We start from the raw sequence: 25218 nt of genomic DNA, 5'->3' as shown, positions 1-25218 counted from the left end.
TTCCCGGGTCTTCCCTGAGAAATAAAGCACAATAAGAAGAGGATATCCGAAAGCCGAAAAACGGTTGGGATATCCTCTTCTTTGTAACATGTGAATAAAAATTCTTGACGAGGGTATAGAATACTGCTATAATTAAAAAATGGTATAATTAAAAAATGCTTATAATACTTATATATTTTTGGTTATACGGTTTGCATATAACAAGAACAATACGGGTGACTAGGTGACATGAAGAGAGTATTTGCGGAAGAAGAAGCGGTTCGGCTTGACAGAGATTCGTTATATATTGGGAATCTGAATACAGTAGAATTTGATTTAACGCTTCCGAAAAAGGGACAGTATGGCTCTGAAATCACATGGGAATCCGGTCACGAACGGCTGCTCACGAGTGAGGGCAAGGTCACACGCCCCACTTATGGGATGGGAGACAGAGTAGTACCGCTTTTAGCGACGTTTCGTTTTGGCAGCGCGGTGGCGACGAAGACCTTTGAGGTGCGTATACTGGAAGAGGAGAATAAGCTCTGTGTAAAGAGCGTTTACCCTGTCAAGGCAGTCACGCAGGCGGGTGAGAAGCATTATCTTCCACAGGCGGCCATTGTGGAGACCCCGGATGGCGACACGATACCGTATCCGGTATCCTGGGAGGGAGAGGGCAGTGTATGCTTTGATTCTCCGGGCGAGTATCAGGCAGAAGGCTTTCTGACCGGGACTAAGGTTCCCGTGATTGCCAGGATTCGGGCAGTAGAGACCTTGGAGAAGAAAAAAAGTGATCCGCAGATGCGTGTGCAGGAATGCCGGTCAGCCAGGATCAGACTTCTGGAAGGCAGCGAGTTCTACAACGCTCAGGAGCGGATGAAGGAGTTCTTGTTATCGGTAGACGATGAGCAGATGCTTTATAATTTCCGTAAGGCTTCCGGGCTGGATACCCGTGGGGCATCACCGATGGAAGGCTGGGATTCTCCGGACAGTCAGCTGAGAGGGCATACAACAGGACATTATATGTCGGCTCTCGCGCTTTGCTACCATGCTACCGGGGAGAAAAGGATTAAAGAAAAAGCGTTGTATATGGTAAAAAGCATGAGGGAATGTCAGAAGGCATTTTCCGATGTGCCGGGGATTCAGGAAGGCTTCCTAAGCGGGTATTCCGAAGAACAGTTTGATCTGCTGGAAGAATATACTCCGTATCCGACGATTTGGGCGCCATATTACACATTACATAAGATATTTGCAGGACTATTGGATTGTTATCAGTATGTACAGGCAGCGGAAGCACTGGAGATTTCCGAGAAACTGGGTCAGTGGGTATGCCGCAGATTGAAAAGACTTACGCACGAACAGCTTGGCAGGATGTGGAGTATGTATATTGCGGGCGAGTTTGGAGGTATGAACGCCGTAATGGCACAGCTCTATCGGCTGACGGGGAAGGAAGAGTTCCTCTCATGCGCCCGGTTATTTGATAACGACAAATTATTCTATCCGCTGAAGGAGCAGGTAGATGCCCTGAGCACCATGCACGCGAATCAGCATATCCCGCAGATTTTAGGTGCTATGGAGCTGTATAAAGCAACCGGAGAAGAAGAGTTTTTTGAGATTTCAGAATTTTTCTGGAGGACAGTGACTGGATTTCACAGTTACGCCACGGGAGGAACCGGTGAAGGAGAGATGTTCCATGAAAGGAACAAGATAGGTGCGCTTCTGACGAAGAATACGGAGGAGACCTGTGCCTCCTACAATATGCTGAAGCTGACAAAAGAACTGTATCAGTATCAGCCGAAGGCTTCCTACATGGATTATTATGAGACGACAGTTTTGAACCACATTCTTTCTACCCAGGATCGGCGGGCGACAGGGGAAAGCACCTATTTTTTGCCGCTGGGTCCGGGAATGAAGAAAGAGTTTTTGTGCGAGAATAGCTGCTGTCATGGAACCGGAATGGAGAGCCATTTCAAATACCGGGAAGGTATTTATTTCTATGACGCTGATACCATATATTTGAATCTGTTCATCCCGTCCGAGATGTGGTGGGAGGATAGAGATGTATTAATCAGACTGGAAGATACGGCCTTTTCCGGGACTTTCCGGGTTTTTGTAAAAGGTGCGGGTCTTCGCACCTTGAAGTTCCGGAAGCCCGCATGGGCCAGGGAGCACAGAATACTGGAAGGCAAAGAGACGCTGGATATGCAGCCGGATGAGAATGGGTATCTGCAGATCGGCGGAGATTTTTCCGGGGGCAGGGAGTATGAACTGACTTTCTCCTACCATTTCCAGATTCTGAGGACACCGGATAGGCCGGAGATGGCTGCACTTCGTTATGGACCGTACATTATGGCGGTTATTTCAGAAGAGCAGGATTTTATTCCTGTTTCATTCGACGAATCGGACGTGGATACGAAGATGAAGCGAGAAGAAGGATTAGGATTTGTCTGCGATGGCAGACGCTGGATTCCACTTAATCAAGTGGAAAATGAGGCATATCATGTATATTTTATTTGTAAAATCAGATGAAGAATGCAGAAAGCGGTGTCATGGCAAGGATCATGGCACCGCCTTTTCTTAAAACTAGACTACGGTCTAGAACTTAGTACGGTGAAGCACAGCCGCGCAGAAGCAAAAACGTGGTAAAGCGCTAAACGGAATGAAAGAGGTAGATCCGGGAATCTTACAGGATTTCCGTTTGACTACATAAAGCTAATATAACAAAAGGAGGATTATTTATGAAAAAGAGATTATTAGCCGCATTACTTGCCGCAGCTATGGTAGTGGCTACATTTACCGGCTGTGGTACACCGGGATCCAAAGATTCCGGCGACAAGAAAGACAGTGGCGAGGCATCAGGCAAGAAGAGAATTACTTATACTCTTCGTGAAGATGTTCCGTCCATGGACCCGCAGAACAGTAACTCTATCTCTTCTGCAACTGCAAACATCTGTACTCTGGCATGTCTTACCAGAAATGTCGAGGGCGAGGTAAAAGGCGACGCAGCAGAGAAATGGGAAGTTTCTGATGATGGTCTGGTATATACTTTCCACCTTCGTGACGGCCTGAAATGGAGTGACGGTGTTGACGTAAAGGCAGAGGATTATGTTTATGGTATGCAGAGACTGATGGACCCGGAGGCTGCTTGTGACTACGCATTCATCGGTTATATCCTGAAAAACGGAGCAGCAGTAAATAATGGTGAAGTACCGGTTGAGGAACTTGGAGTGAAGGCTCCGGACGATAAGACCGTTGAGATCACACTGGAGCATCCGGCAGTTTACTTTGAAAGCATGATCTCTATGTGTTCTTTAGGACCTGCAAGAAAAGACCTTGTTGAGAAATACGGTGCAGAATATGCAGCAGATCCGGAAAAAGCAGCTTACAACGGACCGTTCGTAATGTCTGAGTGGAAACATGGCGATGAGCTTATTCTTTCCAAGAACCCGGACTACTGGGAAGCAGACAGCATTAAGCTTGACGAGATCTGCATTAAGACCGTAGCTGACGCTAAGACCGCGGTTGCTATGTGGGAGCAGGGCGAGGTTGATATCACCGTTGTTCCGACTGAGCTGACCAAACAGTACGAAGAGAATTCTGAATTCTACTTCACCGGTGCAGACGACTATATCATGCTGAACCAGACAGAGGGTAAGATGCTTGCTAACAAGAACCTGAGATTCGCTCTGAACTATGGTATCAACAGAAAAGAATACAACACTCTGGTAAATAACGATGTATATGAGCCGGCACAGAGACTGGTGCTGCCGAATGTAACATCTGCAGATACTACTTACGGAGAGGCTTATCCGTATGAACCGTTCCCGCTTGAGAATGATGAAGCAAAAGCAAAAGAATATATTGATGCAGCAGTGAAAGAACTTGGTGTAGCTTCTGCAGCAGACATCAAAATCACGCTTCTTACCACTGACACAGAGGGCGCTAAGAAACAGGCTGAGGTTCTTCAGGAGCAGTTCCAGAAGAATCTGGGAATCACTGTTGAGATCGATCAGGTAACCTACAAACAGAGACTGGAAAGAGAGCAGGTTCTTGATTATGATATGGTAGTTACCGGATGGGTACCGGACTACTCTGACGCTTATTCTTACCTTGAGCTGTGGATCAGTGATGGACAGTACAACCACTCTGGTTACAACAATCCGAGATACGATGAATTACTGAAAGGTTCTCAGACAGAGACAGATGCCAAGAAGAGACAGGATATGCTGTTCGAGGCAGAGAAGATCTTCCTGGAAGAAGATGCTGCTTTAGTACCGCTTCAGCTTCGTCGTGACCAGTACCTCGTAAATCCGAAGATCAAGAACTTCAACGTTTACTTCGTTGGATATGACTTCAACCTGGTTTATGCAGATATTGAGAACTAATACGAGCATAGAGTAAGATACAGCGAAAGGAGACTGACAGAGTCTTCCTGCAGCTGAAAGAAGAGATTGTCAGGAGGGGGGTCTGGATTACAGCCCCCTCTTTGACGGTTTTGATTATCCAGAGACGTGGTGTGGGATAATCAAAACCGTCAAGGCAGTTAAGAAGGAGAAAGGAGAGGCGCATGGCAAAATATATCGCAAAAAGAGTATTGCTTGCTATCGTGACGCTGTTTGTTCTGACCAGCGTAGTATTTGTCCTGGTACGTCTGATGCCCGGAGACCCGTTTTCGAGTGATAAGATGACGCCGGAGATCAAAGCGAATCTGGAAGCATATTATGGTTTTGATAAACCGCTGCCGGTGCAGTATGTTACATATATGAAAAATGTCCTTCATGGAGATTTGGGATATTCTATGAAATATGAGGGACGAACCGTTAACAGAATTATTGCAGAATCCTTCCCGTTTTCTGCAGACCTGGGAATACGTGCACTTTGTTTCGCGTTTTTCTTTGGAATTATTTTGGGAATTATCGCAGCTTTGAATCGAGGAAAGAAGCTGGATTTTGTCTGCATTCTGATTGCTATTATCGGTACATCGATTCCGGACTTTATTATGGGGTCATTGCTCCAGTATTTCTTTGGTATTAAATTGCAGGTGCTCCCGGTAGCACAGTACACCAGCTTTAGACATACGATTCTGCCGTCCATAGCGGTAGGCTTCTATACGCTGGCATCCGTTTCCCGTCTGATGCGTTCAAGTATGCTGGAAGTAGTCACCTCGGATTATACGAAGACGGCAAGGGCAAAGGGACTTTCTGAGTTCCGTGTGACCTTCAAACATCAGATTAGAAACGCTATCACTCCGATTATTACGATCATGGGTCCGACGGTTGCATCCGTGCTTACCGGTACGTTTGTAATTGAGGCGCTGTTCGCAATTCCGGGTATGGGAAGATATTATGTGGAAAGTATCAACATGAATGACTATACGATGGTACTTGGTATGACGATCTTCTATGGCGCTTTCCTGGTTTTCGCAATTTTGGTTGTAGACATTTTATATGGTATCGTAGATCCGAGAATTCGTCTCAGCGGTAAGAAAAGGTAGGTGACAGGGATGGCTGAAATTACGAGAGATCAATTTAAGGTTATTGGTAAAAATTTAAAAAGTATGGAGTCTATTTCCCGTCCGAACATCGGATACTGGCAGGATGCGTGGAGACGAATCAGAAAGAATAAAATTGCGTTCTTTTCGCTGTGCCTGATTGTATTTTATATTCTTCTTGCAATTTTTGCACCGATGTTTAGTAAATATGATTTTGCGTCACAGAGCGTAGCGGAGATGAATCAGAGCTTCTCAACCAAGCACTGGTTTGGAACCGATTCTCTGGGACGGGATCTCTGGGTGCGTGCATGGATGGGAGCGAGAGTTTCCTTCATCATTGGATTTGCGGCAAGTATCATCAATGCCTGTGTCGGCTCTATTATGGGCGGTATTTCCGGTTTCTATGGCGGCAAGGTGGATATGCTGATTCAGCGTATTGTCGATGTGCTTTACGGTATCCCGAGTATGATCGTGACGATTCTTTTGATGCTGGTAGTCGGAAACGGCGTACATTCTCTGATCATGGCGATGTGTTGTGTAGGCTGGATCGGAAGCTGCCGGTTCGTGCGTGGCGAGGTACTCAAGCTGCGTGAGTCTGACTTTGTGGCGGCAGCGAGAGTTCTGGGCGTACCGGATATCGTGATCATTGTGAAACATATTTTACCGAATATTATGGGTCTTATTATTACGAACCTGACGATGGCGATCCCGGGAGCAATCTTCCAGGAGGCGTTCCTTAGCTATATCGGTCTTGGTATTAAACCGCCGAAGTGCAGCTGGGGAGTTCTCGCAAAGGACGGCATCGCTCAGCTTAGAATTCATCCGTACCAGGTAGTCGTTCCGGCAGTCCTTATTTGTACGACCATGCTTGCGCTTAATCTGCTTGGCGACGGACTTCGTGATGCGTTTGACCCGAAACTTAGAGGAACAGAATAGGAAAGGAGAGTTGGAAGATGGAAAATATATTGGAAGTAAAGAATCTGAAGTTCTCTTTTCGTACCTATGGGGGGGTTGTTAAGGCTGTACGTGATGTGAGCTTTGAGGTCCGCCCGGGAGAAATTCTTGGTATTGTAGGTGAATCCGGATGCGGAAAGAGTGTGACCTCTTCCTGTATCATGAGATTGAACCCGGAGCCGCCGGGATTCTTTGAGGGCGGCGAGATCCTGTATAAAGGAAAAGATGTCCTGAAAATGAATAAGAAGGAACTGCGCCAGATGCGCGGAACGGAGATCGGTTTCATTTTCCAGGACCCGATGACTTCTCTGAATCCGACTATGAGGATTGGAAAACAGATCGAAGAGGTCTTTGTGGGCAATAAGCAGATGAGTGCGGCTGAGAAGAAGCAGAAGGCCCTGGAGATTCTGAAGCTGGTAGGTATTTCCGACGGTGAGCGCCGTTATAAACAGTATCCGCACGAATTGTCAGGTGGTATGAAACAGCGTGTCATGATCGCAATCGCGCTGGTGGGAAGCCCGAGTATCGTCATCGCTGACGAGCCGACAACCTCCCTCGATGTTACCATCGAAGCGCAGATTCTGGATCTGCTTAAAAATCTCCAGAAAACACTGGGGACATCCATTATTTTGATCACACATGACCTTGGTGTTATTGCGAAGCTCTGCGACCGTGTACTTGTAATGTACGGCGGGCAGATCGTGGAGAGGGGAACGGCTGACGAGATTTTCTATGAGACCAGTCACCCGTATACAAAAGGACTGATGCAGTCCATTGCAAGACTGGATACCGCAAAGGGTGAGAAACTGAAACCAATCGAAGGGACACCACCTGATCTGTTCTCCCCTCCGGCTGGATGTCCGTTTGCAGCCCGGTGCGAATACTGCATGGATATTTGTAAAGAAATGCCGCCGGAAACATATTGCTTATCCAATGAGCACGAGACCTGCTGCTGGCTGCAGCATGAATTCGCTCCGGAGAATGATATGAGAAAACCGCAGGCAGTGAAGAAAGGAGAGGTGGAATAATGGCAAATAATGAAACAAAACAGCCTCTCGTACAGGTGAAAAATTTATGTAAATATTTTCAGATCAGCAGACATGAGACTCTGAAAGCCGTAGACGATGTGAGTTTTGACATTTACAAAGGTGAGACGGTCAGTCTGGTTGGAGAGTCTGGCTGTGGGAAATCCACGACTGGACGTTGTATGATTCGTCTGTATGATCTGACAAAGGGGCAGGTCATTTATGACGGCAAGGACATTTCCAAGCTGTCTCGTGCGGAGCAGAAGGCATTCTGCAAGAAAGTGCAGATGATCTTCCAGAATCCGTACTCTTCCCTGAATCCGCGTATGACGGTCAAGGAGATTGTAGGAGAGGGACTTAGGCAGCACGGCATGTCGTCCAAGGAAGTAGATGCGAAAGTGGAGAAACTCCTGGAGACGGTAGGACTGAATAAGGATCATATGTCGCGTTTCCCGCATGAGTTCTCCGGTGGACAGCGACAGCGTATCGGCATTGCCCGCGCACTTTCCGTTGATCCGGAATTCATCATTTGTGACGAGCCGATTTCTGCGCTCGACGTATCTATTCAGGCACAGGTGATCAACATGCTGAAGAACCTGCAGGAGAACATGGGTCTTACCTATCTCTTTATCGCGCATGACTTAAGCGTGGTAAAATATATTTCTGACCGTGTAGTGGTTATGTATCTGGGAACCATGGTGGAAACGGCTGAGACGGAAGAGCTTTTTGCAAATCCGCTGCATCCGTATACGCAGGCCCTGCTTTCCGCTATCCCGGAGGCTGACCCGCATAAGGCAAAAGCAAATGAGCGTATTCCGATCAAAGGTGAGATCCCAAGCCCGATTAATCCGAAGAACTGTTGTCGTTTCGCAGAACGGTGCCAGTATGCTACAGAGCGCTGTTTTAAGGAAATGCCGCAGCTTAAGGAGATACGGCCGGGCCATATGGTCGCATGTCATCTGACAGAGAAATAAGCTGCCGGGTGCTGCCTGCTTAGGCGGGCAGCTCGGATTACTCAGAATGTGCAGAACTTAAGACAAATTTTTGTATCGAATATAGAAATGAGACAAGCAGGCGTTTTCCGTAAATGGAGATCGCCTGCTATTTTTATTAAAGTGTATGGTATTTTTTATGAAATAAAACGTACTTCATGCGATAAGGCATATCTCAGGCGAGGGCCTTTTAGGCTTTTCGTTCAGCACAGGCCTTAATGGCAAGTATTGGTGTTCATTGACACTACTAATAAAAGAGGATATAATGAACCCAGTGTATTTGCCGCACAGGGTGAAAAATGGTGCGGTAAAGAGAGGAGTTTTGATATGGATACAACGAAGTTAGAGCGTATAATAAAAGCGATGAAAGAGCAGGACATCCCCCAGATGATCATCTCCGATCCGCCGGCGATTTATTATCTCACCGGGAAGTGGATCATGCCGGGAGAGCGTCTTCTTGCGTTATATTTGAATGTGAATGGAAATCATAAGCTGGTGATCAACCGATTATTCCCGCAGGAGAAGGATCTGGGAGTGGAGCTGGTCTGGTATGATGACATTGAAGACGGCGTGGAGATCCTGAGCAGATTTGTGGAGAAGGATAAGACGATAGGAATCGATAAATGCTGGCCGGCGTGTTTCCTTTTGCGGCTGCAGGAGCTGGGAGCGGGGAGCAGATTTGTGAATGGTTCCCTGATCGTGGATTATGTCCGCATGGTAAAAGATGAGCGGGAGCAGCAGCTTATGCGCGAGGCTTCTCTGGCAAATGACCGGGTGATGGCACAGCTGATCCCGTTGGTGGGAAAAGGATATACTGAGGTGGAACTGGACAAGAAGGTGCGTGAGTTATACCAGAAAAGCGGGCATTCCAGCGTGTCCTTTGACCCGATCACCGCATATGGTAAATCCGGTGCGGATCCGCATCATATGACGGATGAGACAAAAGGAAAACGCGGGGACAGCGTGGTGCTGGATATCGGCGGTATTTTAAATGATTACTGCTCCGATATGACCAGAACCGTTTTCCTGGGCGAGGTTTCCGACAAAGCCCGCGAAGTGTACGAGGTAGTAAAAGCGGCACAGCAGAGGGGAATTGAGGCGGCAAAACCGGGAAATCGCATGTGCGATGTGGACCTGGCATGCAGAAACTATATAGAAGAAAAGGGCTATGGAAAATATTTTACCCACCGTACCGGTCATTCGATCGGCATGGAGGATCATGAGTATGGAGACGTTTCTTCCGTCAACACGGATATTATTAAAGTGGGACAATGCTTTTCTATTGAACCGGGAATTTATTTGATGGAAGAGGGAATCGGAGTCAGGATTGAAGATCTGGTCCTGATCACAGAGGATGGCTGTGAGGTGCTGAACCATTTTACAAAGGATTTGATCGTCGTACCGATGGAAGAATAGAGCAAAACGAGCGGTTTAGATAGATTTTAGAATTAGAAGAGTGGAAAGAGGCTTAATTTGGTTGACAAGTATAGCAAAAGACGATAATATAGAGGAATGTAATTGTAAACTTTGCGTCATATGAACGTAATATTTTTGTAACAAAAGTATTGTGGCAGGATTATTGCACGAAATGTGTGATGACGGGTGAATCACTGGCCGAAGTAAGGAAAACCGGGAAGTGAGGCTGCAGAAATTTACGAAAGTGGAGAAGGAATGGATCAGAAGAAAAAAAGGCGTTCGGATCAGAGAAGATCTTCAGACGTGAACGAGAATAGGAATGTAAGGAATATTAACAATAGCCGTGAAGTGAGCCGCAGGGCAAAGGGTAAGGATCGCTATCCTTATGAAGAGGACAGAAGGAGCGCTATGCGGCGTCGGGAGGAGAACGACTTTTATCGTTCGGATGCCCAGAATCGCCGAAGAACCAGGGACGAAGATATGAGAAATTCAAGAAAGAATTCTGTAAATGATAACAAGCACCGGAATGTGAGAAGGCGCGGCAGACGTAAGAATGGGTTCAGCAAGACATTAGGCATCATGCTTGCAATCGTTCAGTTCGTGTTGTCGGTGGTACTGGTGGTCAATGTGCTGTTCTTTGGGATGTTGACTGATACTTATGTGTTGATCCTTGCGGGGGTACTTTTGATTCTCCTGGGAATTACGTTACTTACCCAGATTGGGGCGAAGGGCAAGGGAATCGGCGGTAAGATATTCTGTCTGTTCCTGTGTGTGGTTCTTGGAACAGGTTCTTTCTATATAAGTAAGATCAATAATGCGTTCCAGGATATTTTGAGCAGTACGAAAAAAACAAGTTCGATGGTAGTTGCCGTAAGAAGCAGCGATACCGCGGAGCGGATCGAAGATACCAGAATGTATCAGTTCGGCGTTCAGTATACGACCGGAAGCGACCAGATGAAGTCAGCTGTACACCAAGTGGAAAAAGAACTGGGAAAAGAGATCGAAACGGTAGAATACAGCAGCCTAGTGGAGGAGGCGAAGGCGCTCCTGGGCGGTGAGGTAGATGCGATTATCTATAATTCTGGTCAGGCGGGTGTGGTGAACGATCAGATTCCTTCTTTTGAGGACGAGATTAAGGTCATCTATACACACAATATTGTAGTTGAGATTGCGAATGAAGCCGCAGATGCCAGTGTGGAAGAACCGTTTGCAGTATATTTGAGTGGTATTGACGTTTATGGAGATATCACGCAGGAGAGCCGAAGTGACGTGAATATCATTGCAGTGGTGAATCCAAAGAGTCATCAGGTGCTTTTAGTTACCACACCGCGTGATTTCTATGTGCCGATTCCGGGTATTTCAAATGGACAGAATGACAAGCTGACACATGCTGGTCTATACGGGGTGGACGTGTCCATGGCGACCCTGGAGGAGGTGTATGATCTGGATATCAAGTTCTTCGGAAGAGTGAACTTTACATCCATGATCAGCATCGTGGATGCTCTGGGCGGGCTTGACGTAGAGTCTGATGCGGAGTTCGAGACTGGTACAGAGTCTGGTGAGGTGGTATATGTCAACGAGGGAATGAATCACTTCAATGGAAAACAGGCACTCGCATTCTGCCGTGAGCGGCATGCGCTTCCGGATGGCGATAATGCCCGCGGAAGACACCAGCAGGCTGTGATTACTGCGATCATCAAGAAGATGATGTCTCCGTCTATGCTGCGGGGTGCGGCCGATATTATTGATAGCGTGAGCAGTGGCGTGGATACTAACTTCAGTATGAGTCAGGTTCAGGCGCTGATCAAGACGCAGCTCAGGACGAATGCACAGTGGAATATTTATTCCGTAGCTGCAGAGGGAATAGGGGCGAAGGATATCTGTTATTCTTCCGGTGATACCCTTTTGTATGTCACCATACCCGATGAAACATCTGTAGCGAATATAAAAGATTTGATTGACCGTGTAATAGCGGGAGAGGTTCTGGAGGATTCCACCACAACAGAATAGAAAAACCAAAGAATATCAGGCATTTCGGTAAAAATATTTATCGGAATGCCTTGACTTTTTTTCGCGTATATACTACAATAACCTAGCGTGCATGAAAACGAAGCTTTATTTTTGTGCGCGATTTAAACAGAAGATGTTTAAAACGTAACCAATTATTACATCATAGGAGGTGAAAGGAATGCCAACATTCAACCAGTTAGTAAGAAAAGGCCGTGAAACCGCTGTTAAGAAATCTACTGCTCCGGCACTCCAGAAAGGGTATAACTCTCTGAGAAAAAGAGCTACAGACGTATCTGCACCGCAGAAGAGAGGTGTCTGCACTGCAGTTAAGACAGCTACACCGAAGAAGCCGAACTCAGCTCTTCGTAAGATCGCCAGAGTACGTCTTTCTAACGGAATCGAAGTAACAAGCTATATCCCGGGAGAAGGACACAACCTTCAGGAGCATAGCGTTGTTCTGATTCGTGGAGGCCGTGTTAAGGACCTTCCTGGTACAAGATACCACATCGTTCGTGGAACGCTTGATACAGCAGGTGTTGCTAAGAGACGCCAGGCTCGTTCTAAGTACGGTGCTAAGAGACCGAAAGACGCAAAGAAAAAATAAGCATTCTTTAGCTTAGGCAAAGGTGCAGCACAAGTTTTGTGCAGTGTGGTTCTTCAGATAAGAAGGACGATCGATGTAACACAAAGATATCGTATCACAAACAGAACTATGAGGATTATAGTTGGTTGCGGGTTTAATCCGGATAAAACTGCCAAGGGCAGGAAGCTGGGAGGTCCCGTGAGCCGATGACACATAGAGAGACACATGTGAGTACCGATGAATTATTCAGGCAGAGCCAAAGCGCTTTGCAAATATGTATAAGGAGGGAAGGACCGTGCCACGTAAAGGACATACTCAGAAAAGAGACGTATTAGCGGATCCATTATACAATAATAAAGTGGTTACCAAGCTTATCAACAACATCATGCTTGATGGTAAGAAGGGCGTAGCTCAGAAGATTGTATATGGCGCATTTGAAAGAGTTGCAGAAAAGGCTGACAAACCGGCGATCGAAGTGTTCGAGGAGGCTATGAACAATATCATGCCGGTACTGGAAGTTAAGGCAAGACGTATCGGTGGTGCAACATACCAGGTACCGATCGAGGTAAGAGCTGACAGAAGACAGGCTTTAGCACTCCGCTGGCTTACATTGTATTCTCGCAAAAGAGGAGAGAAGACAATGGAAGAGAGACTGGCAAACGAGATTCTTGATGCAGCAAACAACACTGGTGCATCTGTAAAGAAGAAAGAAGATATGCACAAGATGGCAGAGGCGAACAAAGCATTTGCACACTATCGCTTCTAAGATTCGCCGGGTGCTACTAATTATTTTATTAGGAGGAAAAGATCTTGGCTGGAAGAGAATATCCATTAGAGAGAACCAGGAACATCGGTATCATGGCTCATATTGATGCAGGTAAGACCACTCTGACAGAGCGTATCTTATATTATACCGGTGTTAACTATAAGATTGGTGATACTCATGAGGGAACTGCTACCATGGACTGGATGGAGCAGGAGCAGGAAAGAGGTATCACAATTACTTCAGCAGCTACGACATGTCATTGGACTTTGGAAGATCATACAAAGCCGAAAAAGGGTGCTCTCGAACATCGTATTAACATCATCGATACTCCGGGACACGTTGACTTTACCGTAGAAGTTGAACGTTCACTTCGTGTACTCGATGGTGCCGTAGGTGTATTCTGTGCTAAGGGTGGTGTTGAACCTCAGTCAGAAAACGTATGGCGTCAGGCAGACACATACAATGTACCGCGAATGGCTTTCATCAATAAGATGGACATTTTAGGTGCAGATTTCTACAATGCTGTAGAACAGATTAAGACAAGATTAGGAAAGAACGCGATCATGCTTCAGATTCCGATCGGAAAAGAAGATGATTTCAAGGGAATCATCGACTTGATGGAGATGGAAGCTTACATCTATAACGATGATAAGGGTGATGATATTACCGTATGCGAGATTCCGGAAGATATGAAGGATGAAGCAGAACTGTATCATCAGGAACTGATCGAGAAGATCTGCGAGCTTGATGATGAACTGATGATGATGTACCTTGAAGATGAGGTACCGACAAACGAACAGCTCAAAGCAGTTCTGAGAAAAGCAACATGTGAATGTACAGCAGTTCCGGTTTGCTGTGGATCTGCATACAGGAACAAGGGTGTTCAGAAGCTTCTGGACGCAGTTCTTGAGTATATGCCGGCTCCGACCGACATCCCGGCTATCAAGGGCGTGGATGAGGACGGAAATGAAGTAGAGAGACATTCTTCTGATGAAGAGCCGTTCTCCGCTCTGGCATTCAAGATCATGACAGACCCGTTCGTAGGTAAGCTCGCTTACTTCCGTGTATATTCAGGAACCATGAACTCAGGCTCTTACGTTCTGAATGCTACCAAAGGCAAGAAAGAGCGTGTTGGACGTATCCTTCAGATGCATGCCAACAAGAGAGCGGAGCTTGATAAGGTATACTCAGGAGATATCGCTGCAGCAATCGGATTTAAGTTCACTACAACAGGTGATACACTCTGTGATGAGCAGCATCCGGTAATCCTTGAGTCCATGGAATTCCCGGAACCGGTTATCGAGCTTGCGATCGAGCCGAAGACCAAGGCTTCTCAGGGCAAACTGGGTGAGTCTCTTGCAAAACTTGCAGAAGAAGACCCGACCTTCCGTGCTCATACGAATCAGGAGACAGGCCAGACCATTATCGCTGGTATGGGTGAGCTTCATCTGGAGATCATTGTTGACCGTCTGCTTCGTGAGTTCAAGGTAGAGGCTAACGTTGGTGCACCGCAGGTTGCATACAAAGAGTCCTTCACCAAGGCTGTTGAGGTTGACAGCAAGTACGCTAAGCAGTCCGGTGGACGTGGACAGTACGGACACTGTAAGGTTAAATTCGAGCCGATGGATGTCAACGGCGAGGAAACCTACAAATTTGAATCTACCGTTGTCGGTGGTGCGATTCCGAAGGAATACATTCCGGCAGTAGGCGAAGGTATCGAGGAAGCTATGAAGGCTGGTATCCTGGGCGGATTCCCGGTAGTAGGTATTCATGCGAATGTCTACGACGGATCTTACCATGAAGTCGACTCTTCCGAGATGGCATTCCACATTGCAGGATCTCTTGCGTTTAAGGATGCTATGAAGAAAGCGGACCCGGTTCTGCTTGAGCCTATCATGAAGGTAGAAGTAACCATGCCGGAGGAATACATGGGAGATGTTATCGGTGATATCAACTCTCGTCGTGGACGTATCGAAGGTATGGATGACCTTGGCGGTGGAAAGATTGTCAGAGGTTATGTACCGCTTGCTGAGATGTTCGGATACTCTACAGACCTTCGTTCCAGAACGCAGGGACGTGGAAACTACTCAATGTTCTTCGAGAGATATGAGCAGGTTCCGAAGTCAGTACAGGAAAAGGTATTATCCAATAAAAACGCATAAAAAATGCGAAAAAGGCTTGAAAATATACGGCATTTGAAATATAATCAAACTTAGCCGAGTGAAAAAATCGAAACTAAAAATGCCCGGAAAGGGTGCTATATTTAAGGAGGATATTCAAAATGGCAAAAGCTAAATTTGAAAGAAACAAACCGCATTGTAATATCGGTACCATTGGACACGTAGACCATGGTAAAACAACTCTTACCGCTGCTATTACCAAGACTCTTGCTGAGAGAGTAGCTGGTAACGCTGCTGTAGATTTCGAGAACATCGACAAGGCACCGGAAGAAAGAGAGCGTGGTATCACTATCTCTACCGCTCACGTTGAGTATGAGACAGAGGCTCGTCACTATGCTCACGTAGACTGCCCGGGACATGCTGACTACGTTAAGAACATGATCACCGGTGCTGCTCAGATGGACGGCGCTATCCTTGTTGTAGCTGCTACTGATGGTGTTATGGCTCAGACAAGAGAGCACATCCTGCTTTCTCGTCAGGTAGGTGTACCGTACATCGTAGTATTCATGAACAAATGTGATATGGTTGATGATGAAGAGCTTCTTGAACTGGTTGAGATGGAAATCCGTGAACTTCTTGATGAGTATGAGTTCCCGGGAGATGACACTCCGATTATCCAGGGATCTGCTCTTAAGGCTCTTGAAGATCCGTCAGGAGAGTGGGGAGACAAGATCATGGAACTGATGGCTGCAGTTGACAGCTACATTCCGGATCCGGAGCGTGATACAGATAAACCGTTCCTGATGCCTGTAGAGGACGTATTCTCAATCACAGGACGTGGTACTGTTGCTACTGGTAGAGTAGAGCGTGGTACTCTTCATGTTTCTGATGAAGTAGAGATCGTTGGTATCAAAGAAGAAACTCGTAAAGTAGTTGTAACAGGTGTTGAGATGTTCCGTAAGCTTCTTGATGAGGCTCAGGCTGGTGACAACATCGGTGCTCTTCTTCGTGGTGTTCAGAGAAACGAGATCGAAAGAGGACAGGTACTTGTTAAACCGGGTTCAGTAAAATGCCACAGCAAGTTTACTGCACAGGTTTACGTTCTGACCAAAGATGAAGGTGGACGTCATACTCCATTCTTCAACAACTACAGACCGCAGTTCTATTTCAGAACAACTGACGTTACCGGTGTTTGCGATCTTCCGGAAGGAACCGAGATGTGCATGCCTGGTGATAACGTAGAGATGACAGTTGAATTGATTCACCCGGTAGCTATGGAGCAGGGTCTTCGTTTCGCTATCCGTGAAGGCGGACGTACTGTTGGATCAGGTCGTGTTGTTACAATCATCGAGTAATCTTTGGTTTAGAGTTAATAAGCAATAAATATACCGCAATTCTTTGAGAAATCAGAGAATTGCGGTTTTTTAGATTGTTATGAATGTCTTATTGCATTTTCGAGTTCCCGCTGTGAATGATGGTGTCCGTGTCTATCGTTAAACGCATAATGGTTATGCTCATGTGAATGAACGACAATATGGTTATGCGTAATACCATCATGCGTATGTGAAAAAGAATGAGTATGCTGATGAGCATGATGCCTAACCATTGTATCCATCACTACAAATACAGTTCCGACCATCATGATAAAGAAGGCGACAAAAAATGTCCATGTCAATTTTTCACCAAGCAGAATAAATGACAGGAAGGCGCCGACGAATGGCGCAACTGCATAATAAGCACTGGTTTTAGCTGCTCCAAGATTTCTTTGTGCGCGAATGTACAGAAAGATACTCAGTCCGTAAGCCATAAATCCAAGCAGCATGGCAAGAACAATATGCCTGAATGTGGGAAGTTTTTCTCCAATTAAAAGTGCTATCACAAATGCACCGCCACCGGAGAAGATTCCTTTTAGTACAACAATCTCATATGTACTTTTGTCTGAAATGTTTCTTGTGCAATTATTCTCCAATCCCCAACAGGCTGTGGCAAGAAGTACAAACAAAGAGCCATAAGAAAACTGGAAGTTGCCGGTTCCCTCGAAAGAAAGAATAATGCTTGAAATGGTAATCAACGCGATAGCTGTCCATAGTCGTTTGCTGACAGTTTCTCTAAATATTACAAACGCAATCAGTGTTGTTGCAACGATTTCAAAATTGCCAAGAAGCGAAGCGTTAGCGGCTGTTCCATATTTTATCCCAAGCATCAGGAAAATAGGTGCAAGTATATCAAGTACGATCATCCCTACCGTATATGGATAGTCCTTTTTGCCAAGCCTTTCTGTCTTATCTTCCTTTCTCCAGTGAAAAACATACATGATACCTACGCCTGCTCCGGCACCCAGATATAAGAACGCTGCCATAAAAGTTGATGGAATACTGGTAAGCAATAGTTTTGACAAAGGTGTGTTTATTGCATAAAACACGGCTGCGAGAATAGCGTATATTATCGGGGTCAATCTATCTTTCGTGAAATATACCTCCCAGAATCGCAATATAATGAATTTATTATACTGCAAAAATATGAACATTTCCACTGTATTGTTTGTCCCATTTTTGGGTGTTATAATTAAAATGTAGCTGCAACTAATAGTTGCCATATAGTTGGTGGAATGTAACTGAACAAATTGATATATTATCATTATCAATTAAATGGAGGTTCGTGACATGAGTGCAGATCAATTGGCAAAAAATATTATGTATTATCGCAAGAAAAAGGGGCTATCCCAGAAAAAAGTTGCTGAATATATGGGCGTAAGCCGTCAGGCCGTGACCAAATGGGAAAATGCTGTCTCCAGGCCAAGTTCTGATAATTTGATCAGGCTGGCACAGCTATACGAAGTAAGTGTTGATGCATTATTGGATTATAAGGAACAGGAAAGATTACCAGCTCAAAAAGAAATATCAATGGGGAAAATGCCATGGATTTTTATAGGGATATCCCTTTTGTGCATGGTTGGATATATGATAGCAAGTGTTTCATCAGGGAGTTTTAGCGTAGGAATATTCATTCCTATGTTTGTTTTGTGCGTTCCGATCCAGTTATTCCTGCATATTTATTTTGCGAATGCAATAAAAAATGATTCTTTCGTCGGAATTGCGGGATTTGATGATAAAATAGAGTATAATATATGCGAAGTAAAGAAATTGTTAGTGCAGATTGATTTGCATACCGGAATGATGTCTTCCGTATATGTATTTTTGCTTTGTGTCATAAATTGCACGAATTTAAAGCTTGGAAGGTTAAACGAATGGTTAAATGGACTTCTAATATACGTATATTCATTGAATTTTGTTGTAGCTGTGGAATTTTATAATTATAAAATGATAGACAGGATATATCTTAAAGATAACGATAAAAGACGTGCAAAACGCTGTTTTCCAGTTGCTGTAGTATATATCGCTCTGTTATTTGTTGGAATAGGAATAATGCTTGCCTTATTTGAGATAAAAGGAATTGAGAATAATACTATACCTGCCATGAAAATATGCGGATTGCTGCTGTCGGGTGTTGTGAGTGGGACAGTTGGTTTCTTTTTAGAAAACAAACAAATCAAGGAGTGGAATCCTTTAAATGGAGGTTATAAAATCAATATCTTCAACGTAATAAGCATATGTCTATGTTTATTGCTATATGGGCTTATGTGTGTGGTATAATGTCGACAGACATTGTACCTGCGCATAGATTTCTGCGTTTATCGCAGAAATATGGGCGCTAAAATCCCCCGGAGGGGCCATGATTCGAAGAATCATGGTAATCTGCTTATTGTGGCTATAAAAAAGATGTTCAGACGCATTTATGGCGGTGTCAAGTGTGTGGACATGGGATTAGGGAGACATATTGATGAAAACACTTTATCTGATCGGTGGAACGATGGGAGTTGGAAAAACCACCGTCTGCAGGTCTCTGCAGCAGAGGTTACATAACAGCGTGTTTCTTGACGGGGATTGGTGCTGGGACGCAAATCCCTTTCAAGTCACAGAAGAAACCAGGCATATGGTACTGGATAATATTTGCTATTTGCTGAATAATTTTATCCATTGCTCCGCTTATGAAAACATCATTTTCTGCTGGGTCATGCATCAGCAGTGCATTATCGATCACATTGTGGAGAATCTCGATATAAAAGAATGCAATGTGAAAATAATTTCGCTTCTTTGCGATGAAGCCTCTTTGAAGGAGAGGCTAAAAGGGGACATTGATCGAGGCATTCGCTCCGCGGACGTTATCGATCGAAGCATTGACAGGCTTCCGATGTATCAAACATTAGATACCATAAAAATTGAAACATCGCTAAAGAGCGTGGAAGATATTGCAGAAGAAATTTTAAGGAGGCAGAAGTGACTGGGATGGACTGCTTGAGTAAGAAAAAGATTATGATCATAGGAGCTGCGATTGTAGACGTGCTGGTATCTCCTGCGGAGGCGGATGTGTTTTCGACCGGCTCTTATCCGGCAGAGGAGGTCTGTATGGCGTTTGGCGGTGATGCGCTGAATGAGGCCACGGTCCTGGCCGCTTTGGGAAAACAGGTGCGCCTGCAGACGATTATAGGCAGCGATACAGCAGGGGAGATGATACGAAACCATTGCGAGAAGCTGGGAATTGAACTGGAAGAAGGCTGCGTCCGGGAAGAACTTACGACGGGCGTTAATGTGGTGCTCGTACAAAAAAACGGGGAACGTAATTTCCTGACGAATCGAAATGGAAGCCTCAGAAAACTGACCCTTGACGATGTAAAGCGTCCGTTCCCGAATGAGGCGGATATCCTGTGTTTTGCCAGTATATTTGTATTTCCGGAAATTGGCGCAGGTGAACTGGCTGCAATCTTCAGGAGTGCGAAAAAACAGGGAATGACGGTCTGCGCGGATATGACGAAGCGCAAGAATAGAGAAACGGCAGAGGAGCTGGCAGAAGCGTTTTCCTATGTGGACTATTTGATTCCCAATGAGGAAGAGGCCTTTTTGATAACGGGAGAGACCGATGTAAAATGCGCGGCTGAGAAGTTGAGAAGCTGCGGGGCGAAGTATGTGATCATCAAGTGTGGAAAAAGAGGGTGCTACCTTTGCAGTGATGAGACCGCGAAATACGTCCCGGCGGTGGAACATGTGAATTGTCTGGATACCACCGGAGCTGGAGACAGCTTCACGGCGGGATTCCTTTACGGCTTATCCGAGGGCTGGCCGGTCGAAAAATGTGCCCGGTTCGCTAACGAGTGCGGCGCCAGGGCGGTGGAAAAGCTGGGGGCGACTAGCTGGTGTGTATGACAGCAAATAGGTCGTCCCTCCGCCCTGGCAGCATATTTTTCAATATAATACGATGTTACTTTGCCTCGTAAGTAGCCTTTGCATCGCGGATCAGCTTGTCGAACTTGTCTGCGTCCCACGCGGCACGTCCGGTGAACAGACCATCGATTGAAGGCTGAACGATAAGTTCATTTGCATTGCCCGGATTGACACTGCCACCGTAGAGAACCGGGATATCTTTGGAAGCATCGCCGAAGATCTCCTGCAGACAGCCCTTGATGACCTTATGCATCTCTTCCGCATAGTCTGCACTTGCGGGAGTTCCGTTTACGCCGATGGACCATACCGGTTCGTAAGCAACCCAGATCTTCCCTGCCTGCTCTGCCGGAACATCGTGGAATCCCACCTTAAGCTGGGTGCGCAGCACTTCCGCACTGATGCCGAAATTCTTCTCCTCGGCGGTCTCGCCGATACATAATAAAGTCGTAAAGCCATGATTTAAAGCCGCCTTTACTTTCTTGTTCTCTTCTACGTCTGTCTCTCCGAATACATGACGTCTCTCAGAATGGCCGATCATGACCAGATCAAGTCCGAGTTCCTTTAACATAAGCGGAGAAATCTCGCCGGTAAACTGTCCCTGGTCTTCCCAGCACATATTCTGTGCGCCTAACATCACATAATTCCGGTCTACCTTAGCGGTAGCGCTTTCCAGGGTGGTATAAGACGGAATAATAAATAGCTCGATCTCGTCGCGGCTGATATCTTTGGTGTTCTCCACCAGCTTCTGCAAATAAGCTACAGTCTCCTGAATAGTCTTGTACATCTTCAGATTACTTCCGAAATATAGTTTTTTCTGCATGCTTTCATGTCCTCCTTATAAAACACGTCTATATGATTGTATCCAATTCCCTTGTATTAAAGTATACTACGAAATCGAAAAAAACACAATACTAAAGATGTCATTTTTTTAACAAACGAAAAATCGAAAGCAAACGAAAAAATAGCGCAAAATAATTATGAAATGTGCATAAAAAATGGCATTTAAAAATATGAAATATACCAAAAATGAAAAAAACTATTGAAAAACGCAAGAAAAGTATATAGAATGATAACAAGAAAAGAGGAGAAACGCAAACGTAAACGAAAACAAAACGAAAGGAAGAGAAAAATGAGCGAAACAAAATTCAAACCAGTAACAGCCATCACTATGGGAGACCCGGCAGGAATCGGACCGGAGATTGTAGTAGGAACAATGCTTGATGAAGGAATTCACGAATGCTGCAAGCCGTTTGTAATCGGCAGCATTGCTATCCTGGACAGAGCAGCAAAGGTTCTTGGAAAAGAGCTGAAGTACAATAAGATTAGCGATCCTTCTGAAGCGAAATACGAGTATGGAACCGTTGATGTTCTTGAGACTGGCGACTATGATACAGATTCTATCAAATGGGGAGAAGTTCAGGCGCTGGCAGGACAGATGGCAATCGATTGGATCATGAAATCCATTGAGCTTGGAATGGCTAAGAAGGTAGATGCCGTTTCCACCTCACCGATTCACAAAGGTGCAATCAAACTGGTGGGAATTAAAGAGCCGGGACATACAGAGATCTACCAGCATCAGACCAATTCTCCGTATGCGCTGACGATGTTCTCCTGCCACAAGCTGAGAGTATTCTTCGTAAGCCGTCATATGTCTCTGGTGGATGCATGCCACTATGCGACCAAAGAAGTGGTGCTTGACAACGTGATCAACATTGACAAAGAGCTCCGCAAAGTCGGAATCGAGAATCCGCTGATCGCAGTAGCAGGCCTGAACCCGCACAATGGTGACAACGGCCTCTTCGGAACCGAGGAAATCACAGATTTGGGCCCGGCCGTGAAAGCTGCTCAGGAAATGGGAATCAATGCAGTAGGACCGTGTCCGGCAGATTCCGTATTCCACATCGGTAAATCCGGAAAATACGATGCAATCCTTTCTCTGTACCATGATCAGGGACATATTGCATGTAAGACGCTTGACTTTGAGAAATCCGTAACCCTGACCTTCGGCCTTCCGTTCATCAGAAGCTCCGTTGACCATGGAACCGCATTTGATATTGCCGGAAAAGGAATCGCAAACAGCATCAGCCTGATCGAGTCCACAAAGGTCGTTGCAGAGTACGCTGCAAAGCAGCACGAAAAAGAAGCGTAGAACACGGTTGTTAGAGATAGAAAGAGAGGTCGAAGATATGCCGCTTATTGGAGTAGTAGCAGATGATCTTACCGGAGGAACCACCACAGGCGTCCTCCTTGCAAGAAGTAAAGCAAGAACCGCTGTGTTCTTTAATGTAGAGGCAGCGGCTAAGGCGCAGGCGGTTGATGAGCTTGACGCCATCGTAATCAGCAGCAACAGCCGCCCGCTTCCGGCTAACGAAGCGTATGCCAAGGTAAAAGACGCGACCATCGCCCTTAAAAACATGGGTGTAAAATACTTCCAGAAACGTACGGATACGACCATGCGTGGAGGAATCGGCGTAGAAATCGACGCCATGCTTGACCAGCTCAGCGAGGATACAGTAGCGGTAGTCGTTCCGGCTATGCCCCAGTCCCGTAGAATTCTGGTGGGAGGATATTCCGTGATCGACGGTGTTGCGCTGATCAACACACCGGTCGCACAGGACGTAAGAACACCGGTCAGGGAAAACTATATCCCACGTCTTCTCGCAGGACAGACCCGCAGAAAAGTAGGTCTTGTGACCCTTGATAAGGTACTTGCAGGCGATGAAGTGATCGAAGAGGCACTCAAAGAGCAAAGAGAGGCAGGCTGTCAGGTCATCGTAGTAGATGCAATTACACTGGAGGATGTGGAAAACATCGCGCAGGCATGCATTTCCCTTAGCTGGGATGTTGTCACGGTAGATCCGGGCCCGTTCACCGCAAAAATGGCATACCACAGAAGCCTGATCGGAATAGAAGAGCCGAACATTCCACCGGAAGCAGATGAGGCAGGAAAAACGGTCCTCATTGCAGCGGGAAGTGCAACTCCGGTGACCAAAAAACAGATGGAAGTGCTCTGTCAGGATCCGCGCCATGTGCGTGTCAGCGTAGATCCGGTGGCACTGATCGACGGTGGCGAGACAGCGTTAAATGAAGTACATAAAGCAGTAGAAAAAGCAATGGAGTATATGAACGGCGAAGTACAGCCCAGAGCGATCCTCTTTGAGACTGCACTTCACGGAGAGCTTTTGAATCTGACAGAAGAAGATAACAAGAGACATTATCCGGGCGGCATGAGTGCAGACAGAATCAATGCCGGACTTGGAATGATTATTTCTCAGATGCTTGAAAAAGTCGGAAGAGAAAAAGTAGCAGGGCTTTATACAACAGGCGGCGACACCATGGTAAATGTGTGTCAGCAGCTTGGGGTAGAGTGTATAGAAGTAATAGATTATGTGATCCCGCAGACAGACATCGGCAGATTAGTAGGAAACTATGAAGGGCTTCCGGTAGTAGGAAAAGGTGGACTTACAGGTGTCGATACCTCAGCTTGCGATATCGTGAGCCGTCTGTTCAGGGAAGCAGCTAGGTAACAAAAGTAGAGAAAAGGAAAGTGAGGAAAAATTAATGAGTGAGAAAACAAATAAGGTAGAGGAACGCAAGGACCTTGACATTCTTAACAAAATGAAGGCACTTCCGGGTGGTCTGGTAATCATTCCGCTTGTAATCGCAGTGCTGTTGGCAACATTCGTACCGCAGGTATTCCAGATCGGCGGATATGTAACAGCATTGTTCTATGAAGGAAACTCTTGTATGATGGGATTCTTCCTGATTGTATGTGGTTCCATGATTGATATTAAACAGGTTGGTATGCCTTTGTACAAAGGTGTGATCATGACTGGTACAAAGTTCGTACTTGGCGTAATTGTGGGTATGTTAGTAGGCGCAATCTGTGGACCGGAAGGGTTCCTTGGAATCGCACCGTTCGTATTGATTGCAGCAATCACCAACTCCAACGGTTCTCTGTACATTTCCCTGTCTTCTCAGTTTGGTAATGCGACAGATACCGGAGCAATCTCTATCCTGTCCCTGAACGACGGACCGTTCTTTACCCTGATTGCTCTGGGAGCAACGGGACTTGCAAACATTCCGATTAAATCTCTGATCGCAGTATTAGTACCGCTGCTTATCGGATTTATCTGGGGTAACCTTGACAAAGGATTCCGTGATGCATGTAAGACAGCACAGCCGATCGTTACTTTCTTCATGACGATCTCCATCGGCGCAAAGACAGACGTAAAGACCATTCTGACAGCCGGAGCATCTGGTATCTTACTTGGTCTGATCTCTGCAGCAACCGCAGTACTTTTCTTCTTCGTTATCAATCTTCTGCTTCCGAAGAAAGAGAGAAATGCAATGGGCGCGGCAATCGGTACGACCGCTCTGAACTCTGCTATGACACCGGCAGCAGTTGCTGAGGCTGACCCGACTATGGAAGAATTCGTTCCGATGGCAACCGCGCAGTGCGCGACCGCTTCTATCATTACTTTGTTCCTTTGCCCGTTTATCACGGCAGCATTTGACAAGTATATGCAGAAGAAACAGAAAGGTATCTACAGTCCGGAAGGCTGGGCATACTCTAAGGTAGCAGGCAACTAATTATAATCTATAC

20 protein-coding genes are annotated in these 25218 nt (G+C 45.9%); 18 read left to right on the top strand and 2 right to left on the bottom strand.

What is annotated here, in order from left to right; genetic code table 11:
• Nucleotides 1-228 precede the first annotated feature (228 nt).
• The 12 genes from ABXS75_17805 (at nucleotide 229) to tuf (ending at nucleotide 16688) form a co-directional block, all read left to right on the top strand.
• Nucleotides 229-2505, top strand: coding sequence for a beta-L-arabinofuranosidase domain-containing protein (locus ABXS75_17805; GenBank protein ID XCP84865.1), 2277 nt, complete (start codon nucleotides 229-231; stop codon nucleotides 2503-2505).
• 209 nt (nucleotides 2506-2714) lie between these two features.
• Entirely contained in the window at nucleotides 2715-4361 is a 1647-nt protein-coding gene (locus ABXS75_17800; protein XCP84864.1) for a peptide ABC transporter substrate-binding protein, read from the top strand.
• 182 nt (nucleotides 4362-4543) lie between these two features.
• Nucleotides 4544-5470 carry an ABC transporter permease gene (locus ABXS75_17795; protein XCP84863.1) on the top strand — a complete coding sequence of 309 codons (927 nt, stop codon included), beginning with the start codon at nucleotides 4544-4546 and terminating at the stop codon, nucleotides 5468-5470.
• Between the two features lie 9 nt (nucleotides 5471-5479).
• Complete coding sequence (locus tag ABXS75_17790) at nucleotides 5480-6403, top strand: ABC transporter permease (protein XCP84862.1); 924 nt, start codon at nucleotides 5480-5482, stop codon at nucleotides 6401-6403.
• A 17-nt stretch (nucleotides 6404-6420) separates the two neighbouring features.
• The gene (locus ABXS75_17785) at nucleotides 6421-7449 is read left to right on the top strand and encodes an ABC transporter ATP-binding protein (protein XCP84861.1); all 1029 of its coding nucleotides are present in this window, start codon (nucleotides 6421-6423) and stop codon (nucleotides 7447-7449) included.
• Nucleotides 7449-8420 (top strand): ABC transporter ATP-binding protein, encoded by a 972-nt coding sequence (locus ABXS75_17780; protein ID XCP84860.1) that lies wholly within the window; start codon nucleotides 7449-7451, stop codon nucleotides 8418-8420. Before ABXS75_17785 ends, ABXS75_17780 begins: the two co-directional genes overlap by 1 nt.
• A gap of 345 nt (nucleotides 8421-8765) precedes the next feature.
• Complete coding sequence (locus ABXS75_17775; GenBank protein ID XCP84859.1) at nucleotides 8766-9854, top strand: Xaa-Pro peptidase family protein; 1089 nt, start codon at nucleotides 8766-8768, stop codon at nucleotides 9852-9854.
• A gap of 255 nt (nucleotides 9855-10109) precedes the next feature.
• On the top strand, nucleotides 10110-11864 hold the full coding sequence (locus ABXS75_17770; protein XCP84858.1) for an LCP family protein: 1755 nt from the start codon (nucleotides 10110-10112) through the stop codon (nucleotides 11862-11864).
• 178 nt (nucleotides 11865-12042) lie between these two features.
• Nucleotides 12043-12468 (top strand): 30S ribosomal protein S12, encoded by a 426-nt coding sequence (gene rpsL / locus ABXS75_17765; protein ID XCP84857.1) that lies wholly within the window; start codon nucleotides 12043-12045, stop codon nucleotides 12466-12468.
• A gap of 274 nt (nucleotides 12469-12742) precedes the next feature.
• On the top strand, nucleotides 12743-13213 hold the full coding sequence (gene rpsG, locus ABXS75_17760; protein ID XCP84856.1) for a 30S ribosomal protein S7: 471 nt from the start codon (nucleotides 12743-12745) through the stop codon (nucleotides 13211-13213).
• A 44-nt stretch (nucleotides 13214-13257) separates the two neighbouring features.
• Complete coding sequence (fusA, locus tag ABXS75_17755) at nucleotides 13258-15375, top strand: elongation factor G (GenBank protein XCP84855.1); 2118 nt, start codon at nucleotides 13258-13260, stop codon at nucleotides 15373-15375.
• Between the two features lie 119 nt (nucleotides 15376-15494).
• On the top strand, nucleotides 15495-16688 hold the full coding sequence (gene tuf / locus ABXS75_17750; protein ID XCP84854.1) for an elongation factor Tu: 1194 nt from the start codon (nucleotides 15495-15497) through the stop codon (nucleotides 16686-16688).
• Nucleotides 16689-16765: 77 nt separating this feature from the next.
• Here the strand turns inward: tuf and ABXS75_17745 are convergent, their stop codons facing one another.
• Nucleotides 16766-17860: an EamA family transporter gene (locus tag ABXS75_17745; GenBank protein XCP87190.1), complete on the bottom strand. Its 1095-nt coding sequence runs from the start codon at nucleotides 17858-17860 to the stop codon at nucleotides 16766-16768.
• A gap of 136 nt (nucleotides 17861-17996) precedes the next feature.
• Here ABXS75_17745 and ABXS75_17740 point away from each other — a divergent pair, with 136 nt between their 5' ends.
• The 3 genes from ABXS75_17740 to ABXS75_17730 all read left to right on the top strand — a co-directional run bounded on the left by ABXS75_17740 (nucleotide 17997) and on the right by ABXS75_17730 (nucleotide 20594).
• A complete protein-coding gene (locus tag ABXS75_17740) occupies nucleotides 17997-18986 on the top strand; it encodes a helix-turn-helix transcriptional regulator (protein ID XCP84853.1) in 990 nt (329 codons plus the stop codon).
• Nucleotides 18987-19173: 187 nt separating this feature from the next.
• Nucleotides 19174-19674: an AAA family ATPase gene (locus ABXS75_17735; protein XCP84852.1), complete on the top strand. Its 501-nt coding sequence runs from the start codon at nucleotides 19174-19176 to the stop codon at nucleotides 19672-19674.
• 5 nt (nucleotides 19675-19679) lie between these two features.
• The gene (locus ABXS75_17730; protein XCP84851.1) at nucleotides 19680-20594 is read left to right on the top strand and encodes a carbohydrate kinase family protein; all 915 of its coding nucleotides are present in this window, start codon (nucleotides 19680-19682) and stop codon (nucleotides 20592-20594) included.
• A gap of 55 nt (nucleotides 20595-20649) precedes the next feature.
• On the opposite strand, the gene ABXS75_17725 is transcribed toward ABXS75_17730, so the two are convergent.
• Entirely contained in the window at nucleotides 20650-21432 is a 783-nt protein-coding gene (locus ABXS75_17725) for a triose-phosphate isomerase (protein ID XCP84850.1), read from the bottom strand.
• Nucleotides 21433-21741: 309 nt separating this feature from the next.
• On the opposite strand from ABXS75_17725, the gene pdxA reads away from it, so the two are divergent.
• Genes pdxA through ABXS75_17710 form a run of 3 tightly spaced genes read left to right on the top strand, consistent with a single transcriptional unit; the run spans nucleotide 21742 to nucleotide 25205 of the window.
• Nucleotides 21742-22761: a 4-hydroxythreonine-4-phosphate dehydrogenase PdxA gene (gene pdxA, locus ABXS75_17720; GenBank protein XCP84849.1), complete on the top strand. Its 1020-nt coding sequence runs from the start codon at nucleotides 21742-21744 to the stop codon at nucleotides 22759-22761.
• A 37-nt stretch (nucleotides 22762-22798) separates the two neighbouring features.
• On the top strand, nucleotides 22799-24139 hold the full coding sequence (locus ABXS75_17715) for a four-carbon acid sugar kinase family protein (GenBank protein XCP84848.1): 1341 nt from the start codon (nucleotides 22799-22801) through the stop codon (nucleotides 24137-24139).
• Nucleotides 24140-24173: 34 nt separating this feature from the next.
• Entirely contained in the window at nucleotides 24174-25205 is a 1032-nt protein-coding gene (locus tag ABXS75_17710) for a 2-keto-3-deoxygluconate permease (GenBank protein ID XCP84847.1), read from the top strand.
• The last annotated feature ends 13 nt before the right edge of the window (nucleotides 25206-25218 follow it).

The organism is Roseburia hominis (assembly GCA_040702975.1).
GTDB lineage: Bacteria > Bacillota > Clostridia > Lachnospirales > Lachnospiraceae > Allocoprococcus > Allocoprococcus hominis_A.
The sequence above is the reverse complement of the archived record's forward strand: the minus strand, read 5'-3'. Positions and strand labels throughout refer to the sequence as shown.

What these genes read in the sequence shown, in the direction of transcription:
- ABXS75_17805 (XCP84865.1), top strand. Translation starts at nt 229, where the DNA reads ATGAAGAGAGTATTTGCGGAAGAAGAAGCGGTTCGGCTTGACAGAGAT.
- ABXS75_17800 (XCP84864.1), top strand. Translation starts at nt 2,715, where the DNA reads ATGAAAAAGAGATTATTAGCCGCATTACTTGCCGCAGCTATGGTAGTG.
- ABXS75_17795 (XCP84863.1), top strand. Translation starts at nt 4,544, where the DNA reads ATGGCAAAATATATCGCAAAAAGAGTATTGCTTGCTATCGTGACGCTG.
- ABXS75_17790 (XCP84862.1), top strand. Translation starts at nt 5,480, where the DNA reads ATGGCTGAAATTACGAGAGATCAATTTAAGGTTATTGGTAAAAATTTA.
- ABXS75_17785 (XCP84861.1), top strand. Translation starts at nt 6,421, where the DNA reads ATGGAAAATATATTGGAAGTAAAGAATCTGAAGTTCTCTTTTCGTACC.
- ABXS75_17780 (XCP84860.1), top strand. Translation starts at nt 7,449, where the DNA reads ATGGCAAATAATGAAACAAAACAGCCTCTCGTACAGGTGAAAAATTTA.
- ABXS75_17775 (XCP84859.1), top strand. Translation starts at nt 8,766, where the DNA reads ATGGATACAACGAAGTTAGAGCGTATAATAAAAGCGATGAAAGAGCAG.
- ABXS75_17770 (XCP84858.1), top strand. Translation starts at nt 10,110, where the DNA reads ATGGATCAGAAGAAAAAAAGGCGTTCGGATCAGAGAAGATCTTCAGAC.
- rpsL (XCP84857.1), top strand. Translation starts at nt 12,043, where the DNA reads ATGCCAACATTCAACCAGTTAGTAAGAAAAGGCCGTGAAACCGCTGTT.
- tuf (XCP84854.1), top strand. Translation starts at nt 15,495, where the DNA reads ATGGCAAAAGCTAAATTTGAAAGAAACAAACCGCATTGTAATATCGGT.
- ABXS75_17745 (XCP87190.1), bottom strand. Translation starts at nt 17,860, where the DNA reads ATGTTCATATTTTTGCAGTATAATAAATTCATTATATTGCGATTCTGG.
- ABXS75_17740 (XCP84853.1), top strand. Translation starts at nt 17,997, where the DNA reads ATGAGTGCAGATCAATTGGCAAAAAATATTATGTATTATCGCAAGAAA.
- ABXS75_17735 (XCP84852.1), top strand. Translation starts at nt 19,174, where the DNA reads ATGAAAACACTTTATCTGATCGGTGGAACGATGGGAGTTGGAAAAACC.
- ABXS75_17730 (XCP84851.1), top strand. Translation starts at nt 19,680, where the DNA reads ATGGACTGCTTGAGTAAGAAAAAGATTATGATCATAGGAGCTGCGATT.
- ABXS75_17725 (XCP84850.1), bottom strand. Translation starts at nt 21,432, where the DNA reads ATGCAGAAAAAACTATATTTCGGAAGTAATCTGAAGATGTACAAGACT.
- pdxA (XCP84849.1), top strand. Translation starts at nt 21,742, where the DNA reads ATGAGCGAAACAAAATTCAAACCAGTAACAGCCATCACTATGGGAGAC.
- ABXS75_17715 (XCP84848.1), top strand. Translation starts at nt 22,799, where the DNA reads ATGCCGCTTATTGGAGTAGTAGCAGATGATCTTACCGGAGGAACCACC.
- ABXS75_17710 (XCP84847.1), top strand. Translation starts at nt 24,174, where the DNA reads ATGAGTGAGAAAACAAATAAGGTAGAGGAACGCAAGGACCTTGACATT.